At 74.5% G+C, this 23,907-nt stretch carries 19 protein-coding genes; 10 read left to right on the top strand and 9 right to left on the bottom strand.

Translation table 11 applies throughout. From position 1 onward, the window contains the following. Window positions 1-5 precede the first annotated feature (5 nt). The 3 genes from AB0B20_RS19845 (at window position 6) to AB0B20_RS19835 (ending at window position 3,611) form a co-directional block, all read left to right on the top strand. Window positions 6-1,493: a trypsin-like peptidase domain-containing protein gene (locus tag AB0B20_RS19845; RefSeq protein WP_357472283.1), complete on the top strand. Its 1,488-nt coding sequence runs from the start codon at window positions 6-8 to the stop codon at window positions 1,491-1,493. Between the two features lie 250 nt (window positions 1,494-1,743). Next, window positions 1,744-2,418, top strand: a complete 675-nt coding sequence (locus AB0B20_RS19840; protein ID WP_357383779.1) for a BON domain-containing protein — start codon at window positions 1,744-1,746, stop codon at window positions 2,416-2,418. 131 nt (window positions 2,419-2,549) lie between these two features. Further along, a complete protein-coding gene (locus AB0B20_RS19835; RefSeq protein ID WP_357472450.1) occupies window positions 2,550-3,611 on the top strand; it encodes a glycosyltransferase family 4 protein in 1,062 nt (353 codons plus the stop codon). Window positions 3,612-3,615: 4 nt separating this feature from the next. Here the strand turns inward: AB0B20_RS19835 and AB0B20_RS19830 are convergent, their stop codons facing one another. Further along, the gene (locus tag AB0B20_RS19830; RefSeq protein ID WP_357383781.1) at window positions 3,616-5,106 is read right to left on the bottom strand and encodes a protein kinase; all 1,491 of its coding nucleotides are present in this window, start codon (window positions 5,104-5,106) and stop codon (window positions 3,616-3,618) included. A 180-nt stretch (window positions 5,107-5,286) separates the two neighbouring features. Between AB0B20_RS19830 and AB0B20_RS19825 the strand changes: the two genes are divergently transcribed. From AB0B20_RS19825 to AB0B20_RS19810, 4 genes are read left to right on the top strand one after another with little or no spacing between them, the layout of a single operon-like run. Then, window positions 5,287-6,120, top strand: coding sequence for a patatin-like phospholipase family protein (locus AB0B20_RS19825; RefSeq protein ID WP_357383783.1), 834 nt, complete (start codon window positions 5,287-5,289; stop codon window positions 6,118-6,120). Further along, entirely contained in the window at window positions 6,121-7,143 is a 1,023-nt protein-coding gene (locus tag AB0B20_RS19820) for a 1-acyl-sn-glycerol-3-phosphate acyltransferase (RefSeq protein ID WP_357472280.1), read from the top strand. It abuts the gene before it with no gap. Window positions 7,144-7,201: 58 nt separating this feature from the next. Continuing rightward, complete coding sequence (cutA, locus tag AB0B20_RS19815; protein WP_357383787.1) at window positions 7,202-7,522, top strand: divalent-cation tolerance protein CutA; 321 nt, start codon at window positions 7,202-7,204, stop codon at window positions 7,520-7,522. 47 nt (window positions 7,523-7,569) lie between these two features. Beyond that, a complete protein-coding gene (locus AB0B20_RS19810; RefSeq protein ID WP_357472277.1) occupies window positions 7,570-11,079 on the top strand; it encodes a hypothetical protein in 3,510 nt (1,169 codons plus the stop codon). A 73-nt stretch (window positions 11,080-11,152) separates the two neighbouring features. On the opposite strand, the gene AB0B20_RS19805 is transcribed toward AB0B20_RS19810, so the two are convergent. Next, window positions 11,153-11,932: a glucose 1-dehydrogenase gene (locus AB0B20_RS19805; RefSeq protein ID WP_357383791.1), complete on the bottom strand. Its 780-nt coding sequence runs from the start codon at window positions 11,930-11,932 to the stop codon at window positions 11,153-11,155. A 285-nt stretch (window positions 11,933-12,217) separates the two neighbouring features. Here AB0B20_RS19805 and AB0B20_RS19800 point away from each other — a divergent pair, with 285 nt between their 5' ends. After that, window positions 12,218-13,270, top strand: a complete 1,053-nt coding sequence (locus AB0B20_RS19800) for an acyl-CoA desaturase (protein ID WP_357383793.1) — start codon at window positions 12,218-12,220, stop codon at window positions 13,268-13,270. 119 nt (window positions 13,271-13,389) lie between these two features. Further along, window positions 13,390-14,538, top strand: a complete 1,149-nt coding sequence (locus AB0B20_RS19795; protein WP_357383795.1) for an FHA domain-containing protein — start codon at window positions 13,390-13,392, stop codon at window positions 14,536-14,538. 72 nt (window positions 14,539-14,610) lie between these two features. On the opposite strand, the gene rocD is transcribed toward AB0B20_RS19795, so the two are convergent. The 5 genes from rocD to AB0B20_RS19770 all read right to left on the bottom strand — a co-directional run bounded on the left by rocD (window position 14,611) and on the right by AB0B20_RS19770 (window position 20,174). After that, window positions 14,611-15,825, bottom strand: a complete 1,215-nt coding sequence (gene rocD, locus AB0B20_RS19790) for an ornithine--oxo-acid transaminase (protein WP_357383927.1) — start codon at window positions 15,823-15,825, stop codon at window positions 14,611-14,613. Then, entirely contained in the window at window positions 15,825-16,640 is an 816-nt protein-coding gene (ddaH, locus tag AB0B20_RS19785; protein ID WP_357383929.1) for a dimethylargininase, read from the bottom strand. Before ddaH ends, rocD begins: the two co-directional genes overlap by 1 nt. Before the next feature lie 286 nt (window positions 16,641-16,926). Then, on the bottom strand, window positions 16,927-17,835 hold the full coding sequence (locus AB0B20_RS19780) for a thrombospondin (RefSeq protein WP_357383797.1): 909 nt from the start codon (window positions 17,833-17,835) through the stop codon (window positions 16,927-16,929). Window positions 17,836-17,970: 135 nt separating this feature from the next. Further along, complete coding sequence (locus AB0B20_RS19775) at window positions 17,971-19,419, bottom strand: RICIN domain-containing protein (protein ID WP_357383799.1); 1,449 nt, start codon at window positions 19,417-19,419, stop codon at window positions 17,971-17,973. A gap of 5 nt (window positions 19,420-19,424) precedes the next feature. Further along, window positions 19,425-20,174 carry a cellulose binding domain-containing protein gene (locus tag AB0B20_RS19770; protein WP_357383801.1) on the bottom strand — a complete coding sequence of 250 codons (750 nt, stop codon included), beginning with the start codon at window positions 20,172-20,174 and terminating at the stop codon, window positions 19,425-19,427. 313 nt (window positions 20,175-20,487) lie between these two features. On the opposite strand from AB0B20_RS19770, the gene AB0B20_RS19765 reads away from it, so the two are divergent. Next, window positions 20,488-21,297: a DNA-formamidopyrimidine glycosylase family protein gene (locus AB0B20_RS19765; protein ID WP_357472273.1), complete on the top strand. Its 810-nt coding sequence runs from the start codon at window positions 20,488-20,490 to the stop codon at window positions 21,295-21,297. Between the two features lie 61 nt (window positions 21,298-21,358). Here AB0B20_RS19765 and AB0B20_RS19760 read toward each other — a convergent pair whose 3' ends face one another. Further along, a complete protein-coding gene (locus AB0B20_RS19760) occupies window positions 21,359-22,231 on the bottom strand; it encodes an aminoglycoside phosphotransferase family protein (RefSeq protein WP_357472270.1) in 873 nt (290 codons plus the stop codon). A gap of 75 nt (window positions 22,232-22,306) precedes the next feature. Continuing rightward, complete coding sequence (locus tag AB0B20_RS19755) at window positions 22,307-23,728, bottom strand: WGR domain-containing protein (protein WP_357383807.1); 1,422 nt, start codon at window positions 23,726-23,728, stop codon at window positions 22,307-22,309. Window positions 23,729-23,907: the final 179 nt, after the last annotated feature.

Below are 23,907 nucleotides of genomic sequence, written 5' to 3'. Positions count from 1 at the left end.
GTGACATGACCGACCACGAGACCGATCCGCAGCGGTCGCCGGCCCCCGCCGACGCCGAGCCGTCGCACCACACCGCCGAGCTGCCCCGCGTCGAGAGCGGGACGTCGGACTCCTCCTCCACCACCCCGGCCCCCGCGTCGGTTCCGGCCGACTCCCCGGCCGCCGGAACCGCCACGCCCGCCGGGAACACCACGCCCGCCGGGCCGTACCCGCCGCAGCCGGCGACGCCGTCCGCCCCGCCGTACCCGGCCTCGGGGCAGCCGCAGCAACCCCATCCCTGGTACGGGGGACAGCACCAGCAGGGCGGCTGGAACCAGCAGGGCAACGCGGGCTACCCGTCCACGCAGCACGGTGGGCCGGTGCCGTCGTACCAGGCGCAGCCGTACCAGGGGCAGCAGGGCTACCAGCCGTACCAGCCGACGCCGCAGTGGGGCCCGCAGCAGCCGGCGCGGCCCAGCCGGGCCGGTAAGTTCGTCGGCGCGGGCGTGCTGGCGCTGGCGCTGATGTTCGGCTCCGGCGTCGCGGGTGGCGCGCTCGCCCTCGCGCTCGACGGGGGCGGCCCCACCCGCACCTACTCCGCCGCTCCGGTGATCAACAGCGCCGACCTGCCCAAGATCGCGGCCTCCGTCCAGGACAGCATCGTCACGATCATGACGGGCAGCGGTGAGGGCTCCGGGGTGATCCTCGGCGCCGACGGGTACGTGCTCACGAACAACCACGTGGTCGCCGGTGGCGGCGACACGGTCCGGGTGGTCTTCGCCGACGGCAAGAGCGCCTCCGCCAAGGTCGTCGGCACCGACCCGAAGACCGACCTCGCGGTGGTCCAGGCCGAGGGCGTGCGTGACCTGAAGGCGGCCAAGTTCGGCGACAGCGACGCCATGCAGGTCGGTGACCAGGTGCTCGCCCTGGGCAGCCCGCTCGGCCTCCAGGGTTCGGTCACCGCCGGCATCCTGAGCGCCCGCGACCGCACCATCCAGGCGGGCGGCGGCCAGCAGCAGAACCCGCAGCAGGGCGCCAGCTCGATCTCCGGGCTGCTGCAGACCGACGCCCCGATCAACCCGGGCAACTCCGGTGGCGCGCTGGTGAACACCCGGGGCGAGGTGATCGGCATCAACACCGCCATCGCCACCGCCGGACAGGGCAGCACCGGGAACATCGGCGTCGGCTTCGCCATCCCGAGCAACAAGGCCAAGGACGTGGCCGAGAAGCTCCAGCGCGGTGAGAAGATCAGCCACCCCTCGCTGGGGGTGAGCGTCAACGGCGCCGAGGACGGCGGGGCGCTGGTCGCCGCTGTCACGCCGGGCAGCCCCGCCGAGAAGGCCGGGATCCAGCGCGGCGACGTGATCACCAAGTTCGGCGACAAGGTGATCAACGACTCGAACGACCTGGTCGGCGCCGTGCAGGCCGGCAAGGTCGGTGACCGGGTCGAGGTGCAGTACAAGCGAAACGGATCCACCGAGAACGCAACCGTGACGCTCGCCGAGACGTCATAGTCCCGAGGACCTGCCTCCCTCCCGGGCGGCGGGCGACGGAGCCAAGGGGGTTGGCTCCGTCGCCCGCCGCCCCTCCTCGTTCCCTCTCGTCCGAGCCGCGACTCACGGTGACGTGGAGCCGGCGTCGAGGTCACCGACGCCGGCAGGGCCGGCCTCGCCCTTCCGAGGGCGGATCGCCCACGGCGGATGACGATCTGTCACCCGGTGCGGGTGAGGCCGGCTCACCCGCACCGGCGGCAGCCTGGCGGGTATGACCACCACCATGCCTGCCGTGCGTACCGACCAGGCGATCCAGCGTGACGTCCTCGCGGAACTGGACTGGGACGCGCAGACCCGGGCCACCGAGGTCGGCGTGACGGTCGCCGACGGCGTCGTCACGCTCACCGGCCAGGTGGACGGCTACGCCCGGCGGTGGGCCGCCGAACGCTGCGCCCACCGGGTACGTGGCGTGCGCGCGGTCGCCAGTGACCTGGCGGTCGTCCTGCCCGCCACGGAACGGCGTACCGACGCCGACATCGCGATCGCGGCGAGCCGGGCCCTGGAGTGGGACAGCTTCGTGCCCGCCGAGCGGCTGGACGTGACGGTGGCCGACGGCTGGGTGATGCTCCGCGGCGAGGTCGAGTTCGGCTTCCAGCGCCGTACCGCCGAGCGGGAGCTGCGCCGGCTGCGCGGCGTACGCGGCGTGACGAACCTCGTCGAGGTGCGGCCCCCTACCCCGCCGAGTGACGAGCAGAGGCGGCTCGACCTGCGCCGCCTGCTGGCGCGGCGTACCGGGACCGAGCGGATCGACGCCCGGGTCGACGGCGACACGGTCGTGCTCGACGGCGTGGCGAGTGCCTGGTGGCAGCGGGAGGACGCGGAACGGGCCGCCTGGGCGCTACCCGGCGTACGGGAGGTGCACGTCGGGATCGTGGTGTCCGGCTGACGCGGTCGTTTACCGCGAGCCGGGTCGGGAACCCGCGCGCAGCGGGGTACGCCGGGGACCGACGGGGAGGACTCGTAGCCGTGAACCAGCAGTCCCCGGAGCGCGGGTGGGCCGGGCCGTTGCGGATCGCCATGGTGGTGCCGCCCTGGCTGTCGGTGCCGCCGCCCGGCTACGGCGGGCTGGAGACCGTGGTGGCGGGTCTCGTCGACGCGCTTGTCGAACGGGGGCACCGCGTCACGTTGTTCGGCGCCGGGACCGACCACGGCACCGCCGCCGAGTTCGTCTCCACCTGCGCCGACCTCCAGTACGAGCGGATGGGCGAGTCGCTGCCCGAGCTGGCGCACCTGGCCCACGTCGACCGCCTGGTCGGCCCGGCCGACTTCGACCTGATCCACGACCACACCACGATCGGCCCGATGGTGGCCGGCCGCCGCCGGGTGCCCACAGTGGCCACCGTGCACGGCAACCCGGTCGGCGAGTACGGCACGGCGCTCGGCGCCACCGACCGGGGCGTGGGGCTGGTCGCGATCTCGCACGCCCAGCGCCGGGCGAACCCGGGGCTGCCCTGGGCCGGCACCGTGCACAACGCGATGCCGCTGCGGGACATCCCCCGCAAGCGCGGTCCGGGCGCGGGCCCGGTGCTCTGGCTGGCCCGGTTCAGCCCGGACAAGGGCCCGGACGTGGCCGTGGCGGCCTGCCGGGCGGCCGGGCTGCCGCTCACGCTCGCCGGCAAGAGCAGCGAACCGGCCGAGCGGCGCTACCTGGAGCAGGTGGTCCGGCCGCTGCTCGGCGACGACGTGACACTCGTGGTGAACGCGGACCGGGCGACCGCGCTGCGGCTGATGCTGGACGCCCGCTGCCTGATCATGCCGATCCAGTGGGCGGAGCCGTTCGGCATGGTGATGGTGGAGGCGATGGCGACCGGTACGCCGGTGGTGGCGCTGAGCCGGGGCGCGGTGCCGGAGCTGATCCGCGACGGGGTCACCGGTTTCGTCTGCGACCACCCCGGCGAGCTGCCGGCGGCGTTGCGGGCGGCGGCGGACCTGGATCCGGTGGACTGCGTCGCGCACGTGGCGGAGAACTTCTCGGTGGAGCGGATGGCCGCCGACTACGAGGCGGTCTACCGGGGCTTCCTGGCCGCGCGGGCGAGCACGGGGGCGGCCCGCGCGGTGGCGCCGGCCGTCGCCGGCTGACCCGTCAGGTCTGCCCGGCCACGAGTTCCGCGGCGGCGGCGTCGAGCCGCCGCGCGTACCCGGGACTGATGCTGCCCTCACGGCGGCGTTCGTCGATCTTGCCGCGGAGCCGGTCCACGGCGGCGGTCACCGCGTCCTCGCCGTTCGCGGCGACCGCGTTGCGCAGCAGGTTACGCAGGTCCACCCCGACGTCCTCGCGGATCTGGCCCTCGGTCAGCCCGGCCTCGATCAGTCCGTCCACCCGTTCGGCGGCGTCGGCCTGACCGGCGGCCGGCGGGCGGGTGCCCCCGGTCGGCGGCGGGGGTGTCGTGGTGGCCGGCGGGGTGGTGGCCGGGTCGTCGGTCACCGGCGGTTCGGCGGGCGACGGCTGCACCGGCCCGGCGGTCGGCAGCACCCGGGGTCCGGCCTGCCGGTCCGGCGTCAGCGCGGGCACCAGCAGCGCCGCGGCGGCGACCACTGTCACACCGACCGCTGCCAGCGTGAGGGTACGCCGCCGGCCCGGCCGCGCAACCGGCAGCGGCTGCGCGGCGGGGGACGGCTCCGGCACCGGCTGCGCCACGGGGATCCGGCCCGCAGCCGGCTGCGCGGCTGGATCGGGCGGCGGCGAGGTCAGCGCGGGCAGCGTCATGGTCGGCGCCAGCATGGTGGCCGCCTGCGGGTCGGCGGGCAGCAACTGGTCGCGCAGCACGGCGGCGACCCGGTGCGCGGTGGGCCGCCGCCGCGGGTCGCGGGCCAGGCAGCGCAGGCAGATCTCCGCGACCGGCCGGGGCAGTCCCGGTACGTCGTCCAGAGTGGGCTCCGGACTGTCCGCGAGCGCCGCGCTCAGTTCCTCCCAGGTCTCCGCCGGGTACGGCGGGTGCCCGGTCAGCGTCTCGAACAGCAGCACGCCGAGCGAGTACACGTCGGTGGCCGGCTGGGCGGGCGCACCGTCGAGCCGCTCCGGTGCCACGTACGCCGGAGTGCCGAACGTGCCGCCGTCCTCGTCGTCGTCGGGCGTGCCGATCCGGGTGGCGATGCCGAAGTCGAGCACCTTCGCGCCGGTGGCCGTCATCATCACGTTGGCCGGTGTCACGTCGCGGTGCACGATGCCGAGCCGGTGCGCCGCGGCCAGCGCCTCGGCCACCTGCGCGCCCGTCTCCACCGCCGCCGGCCAGGGCATCGGCCCCTCGGTGAGCCGGTGCTCCAGTTCCTCGCCGCTGAGCAGCTCCATCACCACGAACGAGGTGATCGAGCCGTCCGGGGCCACCGTTTCGCCGTAGTCGTGCACGGCGGTGACGTGCGGGTGGTCGAGCTGCGCGGCCGAGCGGGCCTCCTCGCGCACCATGTCGCGGAACCGGGCGTCGGCGGCGAGCGAGGGGGCGAGCACCTTCACCGCCACCACCCGGTCGAGCACCTCGTCGCGGGCACGCCAGATCACCGACATGCCACCGGCGCCGATCCGGTCGATGAGCCGGTACCGACGGGCCAGCAGACGGCCGGCCTGGAGTGTCGCCATCAGCTCGCACCTGCCTGGGCTCGGGAGCGCTATCAGGTTGCGGGAATGTGTCTGACCTGTCAACAGTCGTCCGGTTGACGATCGCGGTGCGTCACAAGCCGGGCCGGTTCGTGTGACGCTCCGGTGACCGGGCGGGGCGGCCAACCGGCCGGGTGTGGGCCGCGTGCCAGGATGAACGGCATGGCAGCAGGTCCGGTGGCGTTCGTGCTCGGCGGCGGGGGAGTGCTCGGCGCGGTCGAGGTGGGGATGCTGCGCGCCCTGTTCCGCGCCCGGATCAAACCCGACCTGGTGCTCGGCACGTCGATCGGCGCGGTGAACGGCGCCCTGGTCGCCGCCGACCCGACCGAGGCGGTCACCGACCGGCTGGTCCGGCTGTGGGCGTCGCCCGAGGCCAGCGAGGTGTACGGCGACTCGGTCGCCCGGCAGCTGCGCCGGTTCGCCGCCCGTACCCACCTGCACTCGCCCCGGCCGCTGTACCGCCTGCTGGAGAGCACACTGGGCGAGAACACCACCTTCGCCGACCTGGTTGTGCCGTTCCGCTGCTGCGCCGCGAACATCGAGCGCGCCGCCGAGCACTGGTTCCACACCGGACCGCTGGTGCCGGCGGTGCTCGCGTCCGCCTCGGTGCCGGGGCTGCTGCCGCCCACCCAGATCGACGGCCAGCACTACATCGACGGCGGGGTGGTCAACTCGATCCCGGTCGGCGAGGCGGTAACGCTCGGCGCGAAGCAGATCTTCGTACTCCAGGTGGGCCGGATCGAACGCGAGCTGAGCCCGCCGCGCCGCCCGTGGGAGATCGCCCAGGTGGCGTTCGAGATCGCCCGCCGGCACCGGTTCGCGCGGGAGATGGCGGCGCTGCCCGAGGACGTCGAGGTGCACGTGCTGCCCACCGGCGGGCTGGAGCCGCGCGACGACAGCCCGTGGGCGTACCGGGACACGGCGGCGGTGGGACGGCGGATCAGCCGGGCGTACACTGCCTCCCGCCGATACCTGGACACCGCGCTGGAGCGCTGAATGCCGCTGCCGCCCCGCTGGCTACGCCGGCTGGTGCTCGCCCCTGGAGTGGTGCTGCTGGCCTTCTTCGTGGTGACCACGCTGCCCGGCTGGGCGCTGCTGGCGCTGGCCGCGTCCCCGCTGGTGCCGGGGCGGCTGCGTCCGCTGCGGCTGCTCTGGATCGGTGCCGTCTACCTGGTCTGGGACGCCGCCGCGCTGCTCGCCCTGTTCGTGCTCTGGCTCGCCTCGGGCTTCGGCGTGTACAAGCGCGCGCCGGCCTTCCAGCGGGCCCACTACGTCCTGGCCGGCTGGTTCCTGCGGGTCATGTTCTGGCAGGCCCGGTGGACGCTGCGGCTGAGCATCGACGTGGTCGGCACCGACCCGGACACCGCCCTGCCCGGCCGCCCCGAGCTGGTGGTCTGCCGGCACGCCGGGCCGGGCGACTCGTTCATCCTGATCCACGCGCTGGTGAACTGGTTCAACCGTGAGCCCCGGATCGTGCTCAAGGAGACGCTCCAGTGGGATCCGGCCATCGACGTGCTGCTCAACCGGCTGCCCAACCGGTTCATCGCGGCCGGGCCGGACGGGCGCGAGTCGGTGACCCGGCAGGTCGGGCACCTGGCCACCGGCCTGGACGACGACGACGCCTTCGTGATCTTCCCGGAGGGCGGCAACTTCACCCCGTCGCGGCGGCTGCGCGCGATCGACCGGCTGCGCTCGCTCGGCCTGGAACGGATGGCGCGGCGGGCCGAGCGGATGCGGCACGTGCTCGCCCCGCAGCCGGGCGGGCTGCTCGCCGCGCTCGACGCCGCGCCGGACGCCGGAGTGATCTTCGTGGCGCACACCGGCCTGGACCAGATGCTCACCGTCGCGGACGTGTGGCGCGAGCTGCCGATGGACAAGCGGATCGTGATGCGGTTCTGGTCGGTGCCGCCGGAGGAGATCCCGGCCGGCAAGCAGGAACGCATCGACTGGCTTTTCGACTGGTGGGCCCGCATCGACAGGTGGATCGCGGACAACCGCGACGGCGCGGCCGACACCTGAGCCGAATCACCGGAGCTCCTGTTCAGCGCGGTGGCGGCGGGCGACGTAGGGTGCGCTGGTGGACCAGATCTGCGTGGTGACGACTGTGGTGGACGCCCGCGGGGTCGCGGACGTGCTGGCGGCCGCGGCCGTCGCCGGCCGGCTGGCGGCCTGTGCTCAGGTCGGCGGCCCGGTGGACAGCACCTACTGGTGGCAGTCGGCGATCCAGACCACTGTCGAGTGGCAGGTGCGGTTCAAGACCGCGCCGGACCGGGTGGACGCCCTGGTCGACCAGATCCGGGCCAACCACCCGTACGAGGTGCCGGAGATCCTGGTCAGCCGGGAGGGCAGCGGCAACCCCGGTTACACCGCCTGGGTACACGAGCAGACCCGGCCCTAGGTACTCCTACTCTGTCCCTCCACCCCGCCGCCCGCGAGGCTGGCCGGGTGGAGAACACCGGCTACCCCTGCCCCGGTTGCGGCGCCCCGGCCGACCTCGTCGCCGGATGCCGCGGCTGCGGCCGTCCGCCCTACCCGCCCGCCGCCGAGGTGATCCGGCTGGACCGGGAGATCGGCGAGCTGGTGCCGCGCGTCGAGGCGGCCCGGCTCGCGTACCAGGAGCTCTCCGGCCGGCTGGTCACGGCCCGGCAGCGGCGGGCGGCGCTCGCCGCCCGGGTCCGCCAGGAGATCCCCGCGCCGCACGCCGCCGGTCCCGCGCCGCACCCGGCGGTGACGCCGCCGCGCCCGGTTCCCCCCACCCCAGCGGTACGCCCCGGCGGCGCGGAGACCTCCACCCGCGCGGTCCAGGGCCTGCTGTTCGTCCTCGGTGGACTGCTGCTCGGCACCGCCGCTGTGGTGTTCACCGCCGTCGCCTGGACCACGTTCGGGGTGGCCGGCCGGGCGCTGATCCTGCTCGCCGTGACCGCGCTGGCCCTGGCCGCGCCGCTGGTCGCCCGGGCGCGCGGGCTGCGCGGCACCGCCGAGACGCTCGCCTCGGTGGCGTTGCTGCTCGTGGTCCTGGACGGGTACGCCGCCTGGTCGGTGGACCTGTTCGGGGTGACCGCCCTGCCCGGCAGCCGGTACGCGGCGCTTGTCGCGGCGGCCGGCACGGCGGTGGCGGCCGGGTACGGCCTGGCCAGCCGGCTGACCGCACCCTGGTTCGCGGCGTGGCTGCTCGCCCAGCCGGTGCTGCCGCTGGCCGCTGCCGCGTTCCGGCCCACCGCCGCCGGCTGGGCGCTGGTGCTGACCGCTGTGGCGCTCGGCAACCTCGCGGTGGTGCTCGCGCTGCGCCGCCGGACCCCTGAGGCGCGCGTGGCGCTGGTGGTCGGGCGGGTGCTGGGTTGGATCGGACACGGTGTGGCGCTGGTCCTGGCGGCCGGCTGCGCGCTGGTGCCGCTGGCTGTCGGTCGCGCGGCGGGCACGCCGCTGCTCGCCGGTGGCCCGCTGCTGGTGGTGGCGCTCGCAGTGGTCGCCGGCGCGCTCGCCGCCGGTGGCCGCCTCTGGCGCGCGACGACCACCGGGCTGCTGGTGCCGGTGCTCGCCCTCGCGCTGATCCGGCCGGTCGGCGAACTGCGGCCGGGGCTGCTGCTGCTCGCCGCCGGCCTGGTGGTGGCGGCGCTCGCCGGTGCGGTCCGGGCGCTGCCGGCGCCGGTCCGGACCGGCCCGCTCGTGGGCGCGCTCGCCGTGGCCGCCGGGCTGGGCCAGGTCGCGGTCGTGCTCACCGGCCTGGTCGGCGCGGCCACCGCGAGTGCCGGATTCCCGGCCTGGCAGGGCGGCCGGGACGTGCCGGTTCCGTCCTGGGGCTGGCAGCTTCCGGTGGCCCTGCTGCTGACCGCCGGGGCGGTGGCGCTGCTGACGCCGCGGGCCGTCCGGCCGCTCGCCGGCGTGGCGGCCGCCGGGCTGGTCGCCCTCGCGGTGCCGGCCGTGACGGCGACGCCGTGGCCGCTGGTGCTGGTCGTGGACCTCGCGGCGGCCACCGCGCTGCTGCTGGCGGCGGTGGTCCGGCCGCGCGGGGGACGGGTCGTCGTGCCGGCCGCCGCGTCGGCCGGGGCGGTGCTGCTCGGGCACGCGCTGCTGGTCGGCTGCGCCGCCCCGGCCGGTGCCGTCGCCGTGCTCGCCGTGACGGTGGTGCTCGGCGTGGCGCTCGCGGCACTGGGCCGGCGCGGGCGGGACGCGCAGCCCGTGGTCGGCGGCGTCGCGCTGGCGGTGGCGTTGCTTGCCGTACCGGCTGCGGTGGCCGTCGCGCTGCTCGGCCTGGGTGCGCCGGTCTGGTGGCAACTGCGGGGCGCTACCGCCGCCGTCGTGGTGCCGGTCGCCGCCGTCCTCGCCGTCCGTCGCCTGTGGACCGACCTGAGCGGGTACGCCTCGGCGGGGCTCGCCGTGGCGCTCGCCGGGGTCGGCCTCGGCCCGGTCGTCGCGCCGGGCGGGGAACCGGTGGCGCCGTACGCCACGGCGGGGGTACTGCTGGCGCTCGCCGCCGGGGCGGGTGCCCGGCCGGCGGTCGCGCCGCGGGTGGTGGGTGCCGCGCTGGCCGTGCTGGCGTTGCTGGACTCCGCGCGGCCGGTGCTGCTGGTGCTCGCGAACCTGCCGGTGCTGCCCTGGTCCGGGGCGCCCGCCGTCGCGGCGGCGTCCGCCGAGACCGCCCGTGCCGGGCTGGTGCTGCTGGCCCTGGGCGTCGCCGCCGCAGCCTTCGCCGCCACCGATCGCCGCGTCGCGTGGTGGCTCGCCGCGCTGCCGTTCGGCGCGGTGGCGCTTCCGGTGCTGCTGGCGGCGGCGGGTGCGCCCTGGCCGGTGGTGCCGGCGGTCGTGTTCGGGATCGGGCTGGCCGCGCTGCTGGCCGCCGCGCTCACCGGTGTGCGCCCGGTGGTGCTCGTGCCGCTCGGGGCGGTGCTGGCCGTACCCGGGTTCGGTGGCCTGCTCGCCACCCGGGCCCTGACGCTCACCGCGCTGGGTGTGCTGGTGGTGGCCGGGGTCGTGACCGGGGTGGCCGGGCGGTCGACGCCGGTCCGGATCGCGGGCTGGCTGGGCGCCGTGGCGGCGGCCACCGGGTTCGCCGTCACCGCGTCGATCGCGGCCGGGCAGCCGATGCGTACCGGGGCGTTCGCCGTCCTGGCCGTCGCGGCGGTGACGTCGCACGCGGCGCCGCTGCTGCGCGCGGGCCGGTCCCGTCGGCCGGCAGCGGCCGGGCCCGTCGTGCCCGCTCTGGCGCCGGGTGCGGCTGGGCCGGTGACGTCGGGTGCTGTGGGCGGGCCGGCCCTGCCGGCGAACGGGCCGGGCGGAGTCGGCGCGAAGCGGGCCGGTGCGTGGGTGCTGGAGGCGGCGGCGCAGGCCGTGGCGCTGCTCGCGCTGCTGCTCGCCAGCGGCTCGTTGCGGCACGCGGCGGCCGTCTGCGTGCTGTGGGGCGTCGCCGTCGCGCTCCGGGTGCTGCGCCGGGGCGAGTCGCCGGCCGGGCGGCGCGTGCTCGCGGCGGTGGCCGCGAGCAGCGAGCTGGTCGGCGCCTGGCTGCTGCTGGCCGCGCGCGGGGTGACGGTGCCGGAGGCGTACACGCTGTCGGCGGCGGCGCTCGCCCTGGGCGCCGGGTTGCTGGCGTTGCGGCGCCGGCCCGGGCTGACCAGTTGGCTGGCGCTCGGCCCGGGACTCGTCGCGGCGTTCCTGCCGAGCCTCGTGTCGGTGCTGGTCTCCGGTGAGCCGCAGCCGTGGCGGCGGCTGGCGCTCGGCGCGGCGGCGCTGGCGGTCGTGCTCGGCGGGGCGGCCCGGCGCTGGCAGGCGCCGGTGGTGCTGGGCGCGGCCACGCTGGTGCCGCTGGCCCTGCACGAGCTGGCCCGGGGCTGGGACCTGATGCCCCGCTGGATCTTCCTGGGGGTGGGTGGGCTGCTGCTGATCGGGCTGGCCGCCACCTACGAGCGGCGCCGGCGCGATCTGGTCCGGCTGCGCGACGCCGTCGCCCGGCTCGGCTGACGAACGCGGCGAGCCCTCTCACCCGCGATGGTGGGAGGGCTCGCCGCGTCGGGATCGATCGGTGTCGTCGGTCTCACCGGATCGGCGAACCGCCGTCGACCGGGATGGTGTGGCCGTGGATGAAGGACGCGTCGTCGCTGGCGAGGAAGCAGACCGCGCGGGCGATCTCGTGCGGCTCGCCGTACCGGCCGGCGGGCGCCTGCATGGTCAGGTCGTAGAACGGGAAGTCGCTGGTGATCTCCGCGCCCTCGAAGGCGGCGGTCTTGATCACGCCGGGGCCGATGCCGACCGCGCGGATGCCCTTGTGGCCGTAGTCGTAGGCGATCTGCTTGGTCAGCCCGATGACGCCGTGCTTGGCGGTGGTGTACTCCGCGCCGACCTCGCTGGCGACCAGGCCGGACGCCGAGGACACGTTGATCACGACGCCCTTGCCGCGCTCCAGCATGTGCGGCAGCGTGGCCTTGGTGGCGAGGAAGACGCCCTTCAGGTCGACCTCCATGACGCGGTCCCACTGGCTGTTCTCGATCTCCAGCAGCGGCACGTACGCGCCGAACACGCCCGCGTTGTTCACCAGCACGTCGATGCGCCCGTACGCGTCGAGAGCGGCGCTCACCATGGCGCGTACCGAGTCCTCGTCGATGACGTCGGCGGCCACCGCCACCGCGTCCCCGCCGGCCTCCTTGATCCGCGCGACGGTCGCCTCGGCGCGCTCCAGGGAGAGGTCGGAGACGACGACCTTCGCGCCCTCGGCGGCCAGCTCGACGCACATGGACATGCCGAGTCCGGAGCCGACCTGATCGGGGCTGAAGCCGCCGCCTGTCACGAGCACAACCTTGTCTGTCAATCCACGCACCGCGCTGTCTCCCGTCTGTCGATGACCCTGCGGCCCGCACCTGGCCGTTCGGGTGAGCAACACTCATCTTTTCGTCCAGACTAGCTGGTCAGAGCGGGTGCGCCCACCGGCGAGCGGGCTCGCTGCGATGTGACGAAGATCGTTTGCGCTGGTCCGGCCCGGCGGGGTAGGGACAGCACCACCATCGGGCCGGGGGTCTGCGGGATTACCCACGGCGACGAAAATCGCCAGAATCGGTGACGGAGAGTCGCGTACGAGAGCGTGGCTCGCGGCATCGGGGGCGACATGACTTCTTCCACGTTGACGGAACCCGCGGCACGGCGGGGCAGCGACTACGCGCGGCTGTCCCGCCGGATCGCCGAGGCGGGGCTGTTCGAGCGGCGGCCCGGCCGGTACGCGCTCCGGATCGCGCTGACGCTCGGCGTGTTTGTGGCCGGCTGGGTGGTGGTGGCGCTCGTCGGCGACTCGTGGTGGCAGATCCTCCTGGCGGTGGTCATGGCGGCGGCCACCACACAGGTGGCCTTCCTCGGCCACGACGCCGGGCACCGGCAGATGTTCCGCCGGCGCGGGCCGAGCGAGGCGGCCGGACTGGTCGCCGGCAACCTGGCGGTCGGTCTCAGCTACGGCTGGTGGGTGGACAAACACAACCGCCACCACGCCAACCCGAACCACACCGACGAGGACCCGGACGTCGGCGCGGGCGCGCTGGTCTGGACGTACGAGCAGGCGACGGCCACGCGCGGCCTGAGCCGGTGGATGGCCCGCCGCCAGGCGTGGCTGTTCTTCCCGCTGCTGCTGCTGGAAGGGCTGGCGCTGCACGTGGCCAGCGTGCAGGCGCTCGTCGGCCGCGAGCCGGACGGGCGGTGGCGGGTGCCGATGCGGCACCGGGCCGTGGAGGCGCTGCTGCTCGCCGCGCACGCCGCCGGCTATCTCGGGCTGCTGTTCGCGGTCATGTCACCGGCCAAGGCGCTGCTGTTCGTCGCCGTGCACCAGGGGCTGTGGGGCCTCTACATGGGCTGCTCGTTCGCCCCGAACCACAAGGGCATGCCGATGCCGACCGCCGACGACGAGCTGGACTACCTGCGTAAGCAGGTGCTGACCTCGCGCAACGTACGCGGCGGCCGGTTCGTCGACCTGGCGCTGGGCGGGCTCAACTACCAGATCGAGCACCACCTGTTCCCGAACATGCCGCGCGCCAACCTGCGCCGGGCCCGGCCGCTGGTGATGGCGTACTGCGCCGAGCAGGGCGTCCCGTACGCGGAGACCGGGCTGGTCGAGTCGTACCGGCAGGCGTTGGCGCACCTGCACGACGTGGGCCGGCCGCTGCGCGCGGCCTGAGCCGACCGGCTGCCGGTAGGGTCGTCGGGTGGTGGAGGGCGCGCCGCGGTGGTGGCGCGCGGCGCGGCGGGGCGAACGGGCCCGGCCGCGTCACTGACGACATCGTGCGGAGCTGCGGCATGAGATTCGAGATCAGCAAGGTGCTCGACGCCATCGAGGGGCGGGTCTGCACCGACCCGTCGCTGGCCCGGGCCGTGGTCGACCTGGCCGAGGTCATCCGGTGGCAGAACCTGGACGGCGGCCGTCCGGCCAGCCTGCTGCGGCTCGGCATGGTGATCGACGCGCTGTCCCGGCAGATCGGCGAGGACAGCGTCCCGGTCTACGCGATCGTGCACCGGGCGCTGCTGTCCGACGCCGACCTGACCTCCAACGAGCGGATGGTGGTGCGCCGCTGGGCCGACGACGGCCTGGTGGAGGTGCTCGACCAGCCCGGTGACCGGATGCTGGAGGTGGCCGACCTGCTCGGCCTGCCGGTGCTCACCCGGGCGCGGCTGGACGGGCTCGTCGGGCGGTACCCGTGGGTCGGGCAGGCGGGCCGCGTGCTCGCCCCGGTGCCCGGCGCCGGCGGGCCGGTCTTCATCGCGCACGTCGGCGGCGGCCAGGACCCGGCCACCGGCAGCCGCTCCCCGGCCGGGGTCAAGCTGCTCTCCCGGAAGTGGCGCTGCCCGGAGCCGGGGTGCGCGCTGTTCGGCGGCGGCGGGGGCGGGGGCGCGTTCGCCGACCTGGCCGCCGTGGACCGGGTGCCGGCCGAGCAGCCGCCGCCCACGCTGCGTACCGGGGCGCCGACCTGCCCCCGGCACGGCGCACGGCTCTCCGACGCCGGCCCGCGCCCGCGTACCGTGGTGCTCGCGGCGCGCATCGGCGGGCTGGTCCGCAAGCGGTTCGTGCTGACCGAGACCGAGCCGGTGGCGATCGGCCGGGCGCCCGACGGCCCGGGCGGGGTGACGCTCGGCCAGTGGCTCAACGACGAGGCCCGCCGCTGGATCAGCCGCAGCCACATCCGGCTGGAGCTGCGGGTGGGCGAGGTGGTGGTCACCGACACCAGCACCAACGGCTCCGGCGTACGCCCCGGCGGCTCGATGGCCGAGCACGAGCGGATCGCGCTGGCGCCGCAGCAGTCCCGGGTGCTGGCCGAGGGCGACCTGATCGAGCTGTACCCGGGCGTGCAGATCGGCCGCGCCGACGACATGAGCAGCGACGCGAAGTACACGCCGAACTCGGTGATGGCCGAGGCGCCGACCATGGCGATGCGGCTGCCGCGTCAGTGACCGGCACGCGCGAAGGCGCCGGGACCGTCGCGGTCCCGGCGCCTTCTCGTGTACGGAGTGAGGCGTACGCCCTCAGCCGGCCAGCACGGCGGCGAGCTGCGCCACCGCGTGGTCGATCTCGTCCTCGGTGATCACCAGCGGCGGGGCGAGCCGGATGGTCGAGCCGTGCGTGTCCTTCGCGAGCACACCGCGCTCCATCAGCCGCTCGCACGCCTGCCGGCCCGTCATCAGCGCCGGGTCGATGTCCAGCCCGGCCCACAGGCCGCGACCGCGTACCGCCACCAGGCCCTTGCCGATCAGGCCGCGCAGGCCGGCGTGCAGCCGCTCGCCCAGCTCGGCCGAGCGGCGCTGGAACTCGCCGGTGGCCAGCAGCCGGACCACCTCGGTCGCTACCGCGCAGGCCAGCGGGTTGCCGCCGAACGTCGAGCCGTGCTGGCCCGGCTGAAGCACACCCAGCACGTCGCGGTTCGCCGCCACCGCCGACACCGGCACGATGCCGCCGCCGAGCGCCTTGCCCAGCAGGTACATGTCCGGCTCGACGCCCTCGTGCTCGCAGGCGAACGTCGCCCCGGTACGCCCCAGCCCCGACTGGATCTCGTCGGCGACGAACAGCACGTCGCGCTCGGTGCAGACCCGGCGCACACCCGGCAGGTAGCCCTCCGGCGGCACCACGACACCCTGCTCACCCTGGATCGGCTCCAGCAGCACGGCCACCGTGTTCTCGTCGATCGCCTCGGTCAGCGCGTCCAGGTCGCCGTAGGGGACCACAGTGAAACCCGGGGTGTACGGCCCGAAGTCGGCGCGCGCGTCCTCGTCGGTGGAGAAGCTGACGATCGTGGTCGTACGGCCGTGGAAGTTGCCCTCCGCCACCACGATGTTGGCCTGGCCCGGCGTGACGCCCTTGACCTGGTAGCCCCACTTGCGGGCCACCTTGATGCCGGTCTCCACCGCCTCGGCGCCGGTGTTCATCGGCAGCACCAGGTCCTTGCCGCAGAGCGCGGCCAGCTCGCGGCAGAAGTCGGCGAACTGGTCGTGGATGAACGCGCGGCTGGTCAGCGTGAGCCGGTCGAGCTGCGCGTGCGCGGCCTCGATCAGCTTCGGGTGCCGGTGGCCGAAGTTCAGCGCCGAGTATCCCGCCAGGCAGTCGAGGTAGCGGCGGCCGTCCACGTCGGTCAGCCAGGCGCCCTCGGCCGACGAGATCACCACGGGCAGCGGGTGGTAGTTGTGCGCCGTGTGACGCTCCGCGTCCCGGACCGCGGACGGAGTCCGCAGCATGTCGTCGATGATCACTTGCTCGCCTTTCCCTGACGGAGTCGCAACGTGCAGCACTTCGGTCCGCCGCCGGCCTTGCGCAGCTCGGACAGGTCGATCCCGATGGTCTCGTAGCCCCGGTCGCGCAGCTTCGCGGCCAGGTCGGTGGCCTGCGCGGGCAGCACCACGTGCCGGCCGTCGCTGACCGCGTTCAGGCCCAGCACCTCGGCGTCGGCCATGGTGGCGTGGATCGCGTCCGGGAACAGCCGGCGCAGCACCGCCCGGCTGCCGGGGGAGAACGCCTCCGGCAGGTACGCCACGGTGCGCTCGTCGAGCACCGTGAGCGCGGTGTCCAGGTGGTAGAAGCGGGGGTCCACCAGCTGCATGGTCACCACCGGGTAGCCGAAGACCTCCTGGAGCTGCGCGTGGGAGGCGTGCGCGGTGCGGAACCCGGTGCCGGCGAGCAGGTGGTCGCCGGCCAGCAGGACGTCGCCCTCGCCCTCGTTGACGTGCTTCGGGTCGTACATCTCGAAGCCGGCGCCCTCGAACCAGGCCCGGTACGCGGGCGCCTCGTCGGCGCGCTGCGGGTCGCGGAACTGCACCGCCATGGCCCTGCCGTCGATCACGGTGCCGCCGTTCGCGGCGAAGACCATGTCCGGCAGGCCGGCGACCGGCTCGATCAGCTCGACCTCGTGGCCCAGGTCCAGGTACGTCCGGCGAAGCCGCTCCCACTGCCGGATCGCCAGGTCGGCGTCGACCGGGGCGGTGGGGTCCATCCACGGGTTGATCGCGTAGTCGACGGCGAAGTACGTCGGCCGGCACATCAGAAAGCGCTGGCGGATGGCGTCCATCGTCATGTCGTGCTCCCAGGGTCGGGCGCGCCCGGCCACCGTCGGCCCACGGGCTGGCGCCGTGGTCCAACGTTATGCGGCCCCGGTAGACGACATCCACCGCGAGAAGTTGCGTTCGGCGGCGAATCGTTGCGTTGAATCGGTCACCAGTGAGCAATCATTGCGCCGACGCCGGACACACTTCGGGGGCGGCGAACCGCCGCCCCCGAAAGAGGTGTCGCCCGGCTGGTGAACCACCAGATCTGATCGGGCTGGCCGGCCCTGCCGGCGATCGGAAAGGTGCCCGTCAGAACCAGGCGCCAAACTGTGAGTCGAGCCACTCGCGGAAGCGGCCCACCCAGTCGCCGTCGGTGGTCGGCCAGTCGAACTGGCCGGTCATCGCCACGATGCCGAGCACCACCGCGGAAAGGCCCACCGCGATGCCGATCAGCGCGTCGGTCTTGCCGGCCACGTGCCGCCGACGGGTGGCGATCAGGCCCAGCACCGCCAGCACCGCGCCGGCCGCGCCGAGCCCGATGCCGTACCCGGCGAGCGTGCCGGAGAGCACGAACAACGCCCCGACCACCGAGACGATCAGGCCGAGCGTGGCGAGCAGGCTGGCCCGGGGACGCTTTGTGGTGTACGGCTCCGGCCGGTCCACCCGGCCGTCGCGGTCGGCATCCGTACCGTCGGGGCGGCCGTCCCGGTCGAGGTCGGTGTGGTCCGGGCGGCCGTCGCGGTCCAGGTCGACGGTGGGCTCGGCGACGGGGGCTCCGACGGCGGGCGTCGCACCGGCGGTCCGGGCGTCGGTCACCGGAACCGTCCGGGTGTCGGCGTCGACCCGGCGGCCGGTGACCGCTCGCGCCGCCGCGCCCCGGTCCGCGGCCCGGCGCCGGGCCTCGGCGTCCGGCTCGTCGTCGGCCGCCGCGTTCCGGCCGTGGGCCGTCGTGGCCGCTCCCCGGAGGTCGGTCGTGCGGTCGTCGGCCGGCGTCGCCGCGTCGAGATCGCGCGCGTCCCGGTCGGCCACCGCGTCTCGGGCACGCTCGTTCTCGGTCGCGGTGGCGGCGCTGCGGTACGTGGTCCGCTCCTCGTCGCGGTCGGTGACCACCGGCCGGCCGGCCGGCTGCTCGGCGGTCCGGTCGCGCTCGTCGACCACGCCGTCGCCGTTGGTATCGGTACTGGTCGCCGGAGGGTTCCGGCGGGACAGGATCTTCACGATGGCACCTCCTGATCCAGGCGCGGAGGCCGCGCATGACAGAAAGGAAGTACCCAGGTGTGCCGAAATCGACACCCGTCGGCTGCTCCGCACGCTCAGGCGACCAGCACCGGAGCGTGCGGAGATCGGCGCCGGTCAGGACACGGTGCGTGACCACTGCTGGTTGGTGCCCGCGCCGCAGGTGTACTGCTGCACGTCCGCGCCGTCGCCGGTGCCGGCGTTCACCACGTCCAGGCACTTGCCGCTGTGCCGCGCCCGCAGCTGGAACCAGCCGCCCAGCGCGGCCCACTGCCACTGCTGGTTGGCGCCGCTGCCGCAGGTGTACTGGATGATGTTGGCGCCGTCGGCGGTGGACGCGTTCGCGACGTCGAGACACTTGCCGCTTCCGGCGTTGACCAGGCGGAACCAGCCACCTCCGGCGTCCTGGAACTCCCACCGCTGATTGCCGCCGCCGTTCCAGCTCCACTGCTTGACCTCGGCGTTGTTCGCCGTGGAGCCGTTGATCACATCGAGCACCCGGCCGCTGTGCCGGGCCGTGACGCGGTAGTACGCGGGCGAGTTCCCGGTGACGGTGCCCGCCGCCGTGTCGATGGTGATCGACGGATACCAGGTCAGGCTCATGCTGGTGGCGGTCGGGAAGGTGATCGGCAGCCACACGTACTGGGAGTCGTTGGCCGGGCCGCCCCACGCGCCCGCCCACCTGTCACCCAGGTAGAGGTAGCTGGTGCCGGACGTGCCCTGGATCGGCAGCACGAAGGCCGGCTGGGAGTTGAAGGTGGTGCCGTTGCCCACGTCGGTCCAGCCGCTCCACGGCCCCGCGATGCTCGGCGCGGTGGCGTACCGGGCCTGGTTCGGGCTCCAGCCCGTCGCCCCCGACGTCAGCAGGAAGTACGTCGAGCCCCGCTTGAACATCGCGGGCGCCTCGCGGTGGGCACCGTCCCAGAAGTTGCCCACCAGGGCGGCCACGTTCAGGTAGTCCGGCGTGAGCCGGTAGATGTTCAGGTCGTAGTTGTCGTCGGCCGCCGAGATCATGTACGCGGTGCCGTTGTCGTTGTAGAGCGTGATGTCGCGGGACATGTGCTGCCCCAGCGGCCGGAAGCTGCCGTGGTAGGTGTAGTTCCCGTCCACAGTCGCCGAGGAGGCGACGGCGGCCCGCGCCTCGTTGTAGTCGGACCCGTTCTCCTTGTGCATCCACATCACGAACCGGCCGGTGCCCGCGTTGTAGACGACCTTCGGCCGCTCGATGTTGGCGACCCGCAGTTCGGCGGCCGACGACTGGGTGAGCACGTTGTTGCGGAACTCCCAGGTACGCAGGTCCGTGGAACGGTAGACCGACACCGCCCGGAACGTGTTGTCCGGGTTGCGGTTCTCGCCGAACCAGTAGTAGTAGTCGCCGACCTCGAGCACGCCGCCGCCGTGGGCGTGCACCACCGCGCCGCTCGTGTCGGTGAACTGGGTGCCGTTCGTGACCGTCACCGGCGCGGCGAGCGCACCCGCCGCCGGCCCCAGCACTGTCGCCGCCAGGGCCACCGTGAGCGCCAGCCCCGCCGCCAGGAGGCGGCCCCTGCCGCCGTGCCGTCGCATGGCGGTCACCGCCCGCAGACCGGCGTGATCGCGGCGGGCGTCGTGCCCGCCGCCACGAGCAGGCCGAACGTCGCCGAACCGCCGGGTGCCAGCGTCCCGTTCCAGGAGGCGTTGCGCACCGCGACGTCCTGCCCGGCGCCCTCGACCACGCCGCCCCAGACCGACCGGATGTGCTCGTCACCGGACCACCGCCACGACACGAGCCAGCCCGGGACCGGCTCGGCGCCGTCGTTGCGCACCGTCACTGTCGCGACGAAGCCACCGTCCCACCGGCTGTCGATGGTGGCCGTCGCGGAACAGAGCGACAGCGTGCGCGCCGGGCCGCCGATCACGTACGGATCCCGCGTGCCCTTGGTGTCGCCGAACCGGAACCAGTACTCGGTACCGGGGGTCAGGCCGCCGAGCGTCACCTTCCCCGACCGTTCCGGCCCGGTGACCGCCTCGGCCACCGGATCGCGCCACGCGGTGGCGTCCTCGCGGCTGGCGAAGAGGCTGATGAGGAGCGGCGGGTCGTAGCCGCAGGGCGGGCTGAGCACCATCCAGTAGGTGATGGTGATGCTGGTCGTGGTGGCACCGGTCACCTGGCCGGTGACCGGCAGCGCCGGCGGGCAGGCGTACGTGGGCGTGGGGGTTGGCGTCGCCGCGGTGGCAGGCGTCATCGCTGTGGTGGCGGGGGACCGGCCGGCGTCCGCCGAGGCGGCCAGGCCGGTCAGGGCGAGCGCGGCGGCCAGGGCCGCGCCGAGCGTACGGAGCATGTGTCTCTCCCGAACTGGGGGCGCCGGGGGCGGTCGGCGCCGCGGTGGTGGACCGCGATGTCGCCGCCGCGTGATCGGCTGGTGCCCAGCCGTCCCCGAGGGGCGGCGCGGCGGCACGGTGGACCGCCGGAGACGACTGCCCGGCACCGGGGCGGCGCATCACCCCGCGCTTGTCCCTCCGGCGAGATCGAGCGGCTCGCACTGGCTCCCGAGCGCTACCGCAGCCAGTCTTTCAGTCGACGAGCATCGATTCAATGCCGTCCCACGACCCGACGTCGCCGACGGTGCGACCCGCTGGCTACGCTTGGCGGTCGTGCCAGAGGGACACAGCATCCACCGCCTCGCCGCCCGGCACGCCGAGTTGTTCGCGGGCGACAAGGTGCACGCCGACAGCCCGCAGGGCCGCTTCGCCGAGGGCGCGGCCCGCCTGAGCGGCACCGTCCTGGACGGTACCGAGGCGTACGGCAAGCACCTGCTGCACCACTACGCGGGCGAGTTGACGCTGCACGTACACCTGGGTCTGTACGGGAAGTTCGCCGACGGGCCGGGGGAGCCGCCGGCCCCGGTCGGGCAGCTGCGGCTGCGCCTGCACAGCGACCGGAACTGGCTGGAGCTGCGCGGCCCGACCGCCTGCGAGCTGCTGACCCCGCCGGAGGTGGCGGCGCTGCGCGACCGGCTCGGGCCGGACCCGCTGCGCGCCGACGCCGACCCGGACCGGGCGTACGCGCGGATCCGGCGCAGCCCCACCCCGCTCGCGGCGCTGCTGCTCGACCAGTCGGTGGTGGCCGGCACCGGCCTGATCTTCGTGACCGAGGCGCTGTTCCGGGCCGGGCTGCCGCCGCTGCTGCCCGGGCGGGAACTGACGCCGGCCGGCTGGACCGAACTCTGGGCAGACCTGGTCGCGCTGATGACCCGGGCTGTCGAGCGGGGGCGGATCGACACGGTGCGCGACGCCGACCTGCCGGAGGTGACAGGCCGCGCGCCGCGCGTCGACAGGCACGGTGGCGAGGTGTACGTCTACCGCCGCCCCGGCGCGCCCTGCCACGTCTGCGGCACCCCGGTCAGCCGGGGCACACTGGCCGGCCGCAACCTCTACTGGTGCCCTGCCTGCCAGGCGGGCTGACCGCGCGCCGCACCGGCTGTCGCGTCGGCCGCGTCGCGCCCTCCCGGGTGCGGCGGCGCTGTCACGTCTCGTCGAGCAGCCACCGGGCGACCTCGACGTTGCCGGGGAAGACCTGGTCGCCGCCGATGCTCCAGGCCACCGTCTGACCGATCGCCCAGCCGCGTACCCGCTCCCGGTCCAGGCCCAGGCCGGCGCTGAGCCGGTCGAGCCGGTGCCGCACCGCCGCCGGGGAGTGCCCCAGCTCCGCGCCGCGCACGAGCGGCACCACGGCGAACTCCCGCTCGCCGACCAGCGGCTTCGGGTCGATCACCAGCCACGGCTCGCGTGCGGCGGCCAGGATGTTGCCGGCGTGCAGGTCCTGGTTGACAAGCACCTGCTCGCCCTGGCCCGGCGCCAGCTCGGCGAGCAGCCCGAGCGCGGCGTCGAGCAGGCGCCGCTCGTACGGGCGGCCGGCCCGTCGCCAGTTGCCAGGCATCCGCTCCGCCCACCCGGCCGCCTCCTCGGCCAGCGAGGTGAACGGCGCGCCGGCCGGCACCGCGAGCCCCGGCAGCAGGCCGACCGCGACGTCGAGCGCGGCGTCGGCCGCCAGCGCGTGCAACGGCGTACCGGGGTCGCACCGTTCCACGAGCAGCGCGCGCCGGTCGGCGTCGTGGGCGAGCAGCCGGATCGCGCCCCGACCGGCCCAGTGTGCCAGCGCTGTCGCCTCGTGGACGCTGTCGTCGTCCGGGTACTGGAGCTTCAGCACCGCCCGCGTGCCGTCGGGAAGCGTCGCGGGCAGCGCCAGCGAGGCGAACGCGTACGCGAACGGCGGGCCGACCGTCAGCTCCCACCGCGCGACGCAGTGGGCCAGCCGGCCGGGCAGCTCCGCGAGCCACGCCCGGCCGGCCTCCGTCCGCTCGACCCAGCGCAGCCCTTCGGGAATGTCGTACCGCATCGGCACATCCTGGCCGGTACGGCGACGATCCGCTGTCCCGGCCCGGCCTCGTGCGGCCCGCCTCGCCGGTGCGCGTCAGCGCAGTCGGCGGATGTCCCCGTACGCCCGGTAGAAGCCGCCACGGCCCGACTCGCGGACCTCGGTGACCAGGTAGCGCGCGCCCGGCTCACGGATGCCCTTGGGGAACTGCACCGACCAGTCCCGCCGGTAGCCGTCGGCGAGGACGTGCACGCGCAGCCGGCCGCCCTGCTCGACGCACTGCACCAGCACGCCGTCACGGTCGTCGGTGGTCACCTCGACCGAGGTCCAGGCGGCCGTCTCCGGCATCCGGGCCGGTGCCTTGACGTCGACCACGTCGGGCACGCTGCCCCCCTCGGCCGCCCGGATCGCCGCCTCGCTCGCGTCGATGCAGGCCAGGTGGCCGCTCGTGGTGACCACGTAGAGCCGGTTGTCGTGGTACTGCATCGAGTATGCCGAGCCGCAGCCGGTGCCGAGCTTCCACAACCGGTTGCCGGCCTGGTCGAAGCAGTAGATCGAGGAGGCGCTGTCGCCCGCGAACACGTACCGGCCGCCCTCGGCTGTGGCGCAGGAGAAGACCGCCGAGTCGCAGCGGTAGACCTGCTCGGCCCGGCCGTCCTTGCGCAGGCGCACCACCTCGCGGGTGCCGGTGCCGGCGAAGACCGCGTCGCGCTCCTGCCAGCCGAACAGCACCGCGCCGGTGCCGGTGTGCCACAGCTCCCGCCCGGTGCGCCAGTCGTAACCGGTGACGCCCTGCGAGTGGCCGTGGTAGAGCGCGTCGGCGTCGCAGCGGACCATCCACGCCGACCGGCCCCGCCCCGGCCGGCGCCAGAGGAACTCGTCCTCGTGGTCGATCGCCGAGATGCCGCCGTCGCGGTCGGACACGCCCAGCACGCCGTCGTGGATGTCCAGCCAGTAGATGTCGATCTCGGGCGCGATCGCGTACGCCGCGCGGGGCACCTTGCCGGACAGGTCGTAGACGTTGCCGTCGTCGCAGCCGGCGTAGACCCAGGCGTCGTCGGCGACGATGCACTTCACCCCGTCGGGCAGCCGGACCTGGTTGACCAGGCGGGCGTCGTGGTCGAGCGTGGTGATCACGCCGTGTTCGTTGCCGACCATGCAGTGCCTGTCGTCGACGAAGATGCCGAAGGCGGGGGCGCCCGAGGCGTACCGCCAGAGGACCGGGGCGGTGCGGGCGGTCGAGCGGGTGCTGACGATCTGCCGGCGCGAGACAGTGCGCTTCTGGCGTACGCCGGGCACCGCCGGGGCGTACCCCTTGCGGATCTTCTCGCCGATCTTCTTCGCCGCGGCGGCGCGGGCGCGGGAGTTGTCCGGGTAGGTGCTGGTCTTCACCTGGCCCTGGTCGCCGATCCGCCCGAAGCGCACTGTCATCGCGGTGTCGTCGACCACCACCTCGTAGAACTTGTGGGCTCCACCGTCCACTTCGGACAGTTCGAGGTAGGTCGTCTCCTGGGACATGTGGGGTTACCTCCGAGGGGAGTGCCGGACCGGCGACGCGCACACGCTAACCCCCGGCACCGACAAACCCGGGTCTCGGTGTTAAGAACTCCTAACGTTGGAGTTGGCGCCAGCAGATGAGGGCGCAGGCGAGGCTGAGGAAGGCTTCGTGGATGTCGTCGCGGATTTCCCAGCGGATG

The sequence above is a fragment of the Micromonospora sp. NPDC049151 genome (assembly GCF_040648395.1).
Lineage (GTDB): Bacteria > Actinomycetota > Actinomycetes > Mycobacteriales > Micromonosporaceae > Micromonospora.
This window is presented reverse-complemented; position numbering and strand designations above follow the sequence as displayed.

Coding starts and splice junctions, on each gene's coding strand:
- AB0B20_RS19845 (WP_357472283.1), top strand. CDS start 6: ATGACCGACCACGAGACCGATCCGCAGCGGTCGCCGGCCCCCGCCGAC.
- AB0B20_RS19840 (WP_357383779.1), top strand. CDS start 1,744: ATGACCACCACCATGCCTGCCGTGCGTACCGACCAGGCGATCCAGCGT.
- AB0B20_RS19835 (WP_357472450.1), top strand. CDS start 2,550: ATGGTGGTGCCGCCCTGGCTGTCGGTGCCGCCGCCCGGCTACGGCGGG.
- AB0B20_RS19830 (WP_357383781.1), bottom strand. CDS start 5,106: ATGGCGACACTCCAGGCCGGCCGTCTGCTGGCCCGTCGGTACCGGCTC.
- AB0B20_RS19825 (WP_357383783.1), top strand. CDS start 5,287: ATGGCAGCAGGTCCGGTGGCGTTCGTGCTCGGCGGCGGGGGAGTGCTC.
- AB0B20_RS19820 (WP_357472280.1), top strand. CDS start 6,121: ATGCCGCTGCCGCCCCGCTGGCTACGCCGGCTGGTGCTCGCCCCTGGA.
- AB0B20_RS19800 (WP_357383793.1), top strand. CDS start 12,218: ATGACTTCTTCCACGTTGACGGAACCCGCGGCACGGCGGGGCAGCGAC.
- AB0B20_RS19795 (WP_357383795.1), top strand. CDS start 13,390: ATGAGATTCGAGATCAGCAAGGTGCTCGACGCCATCGAGGGGCGGGTC.
- ddaH (WP_357383929.1), bottom strand. CDS start 16,640: ATGGACGCCATCCGCCAGCGCTTTCTGATGTGCCGGCCGACGTACTTC.
- AB0B20_RS19775 (WP_357383799.1), bottom strand. CDS start 19,419: ATGCGACGGCACGGCGGCAGGGGCCGCCTCCTGGCGGCGGGGCTGGCG.
- AB0B20_RS19770 (WP_357383801.1), bottom strand. CDS start 20,174: ATGCTCCGTACGCTCGGCGCGGCCCTGGCCGCCGCGCTCGCCCTGACC.
- AB0B20_RS19760 (WP_357472270.1), bottom strand. CDS start 22,231: ATGCGGTACGACATTCCCGAAGGGCTGCGCTGGGTCGAGCGGACGGAG.
- AB0B20_RS19755 (WP_357383807.1), bottom strand. CDS start 23,728: ATGTCCCAGGAGACGACCTACCTCGAACTGTCCGAAGTGGACGGTGGA.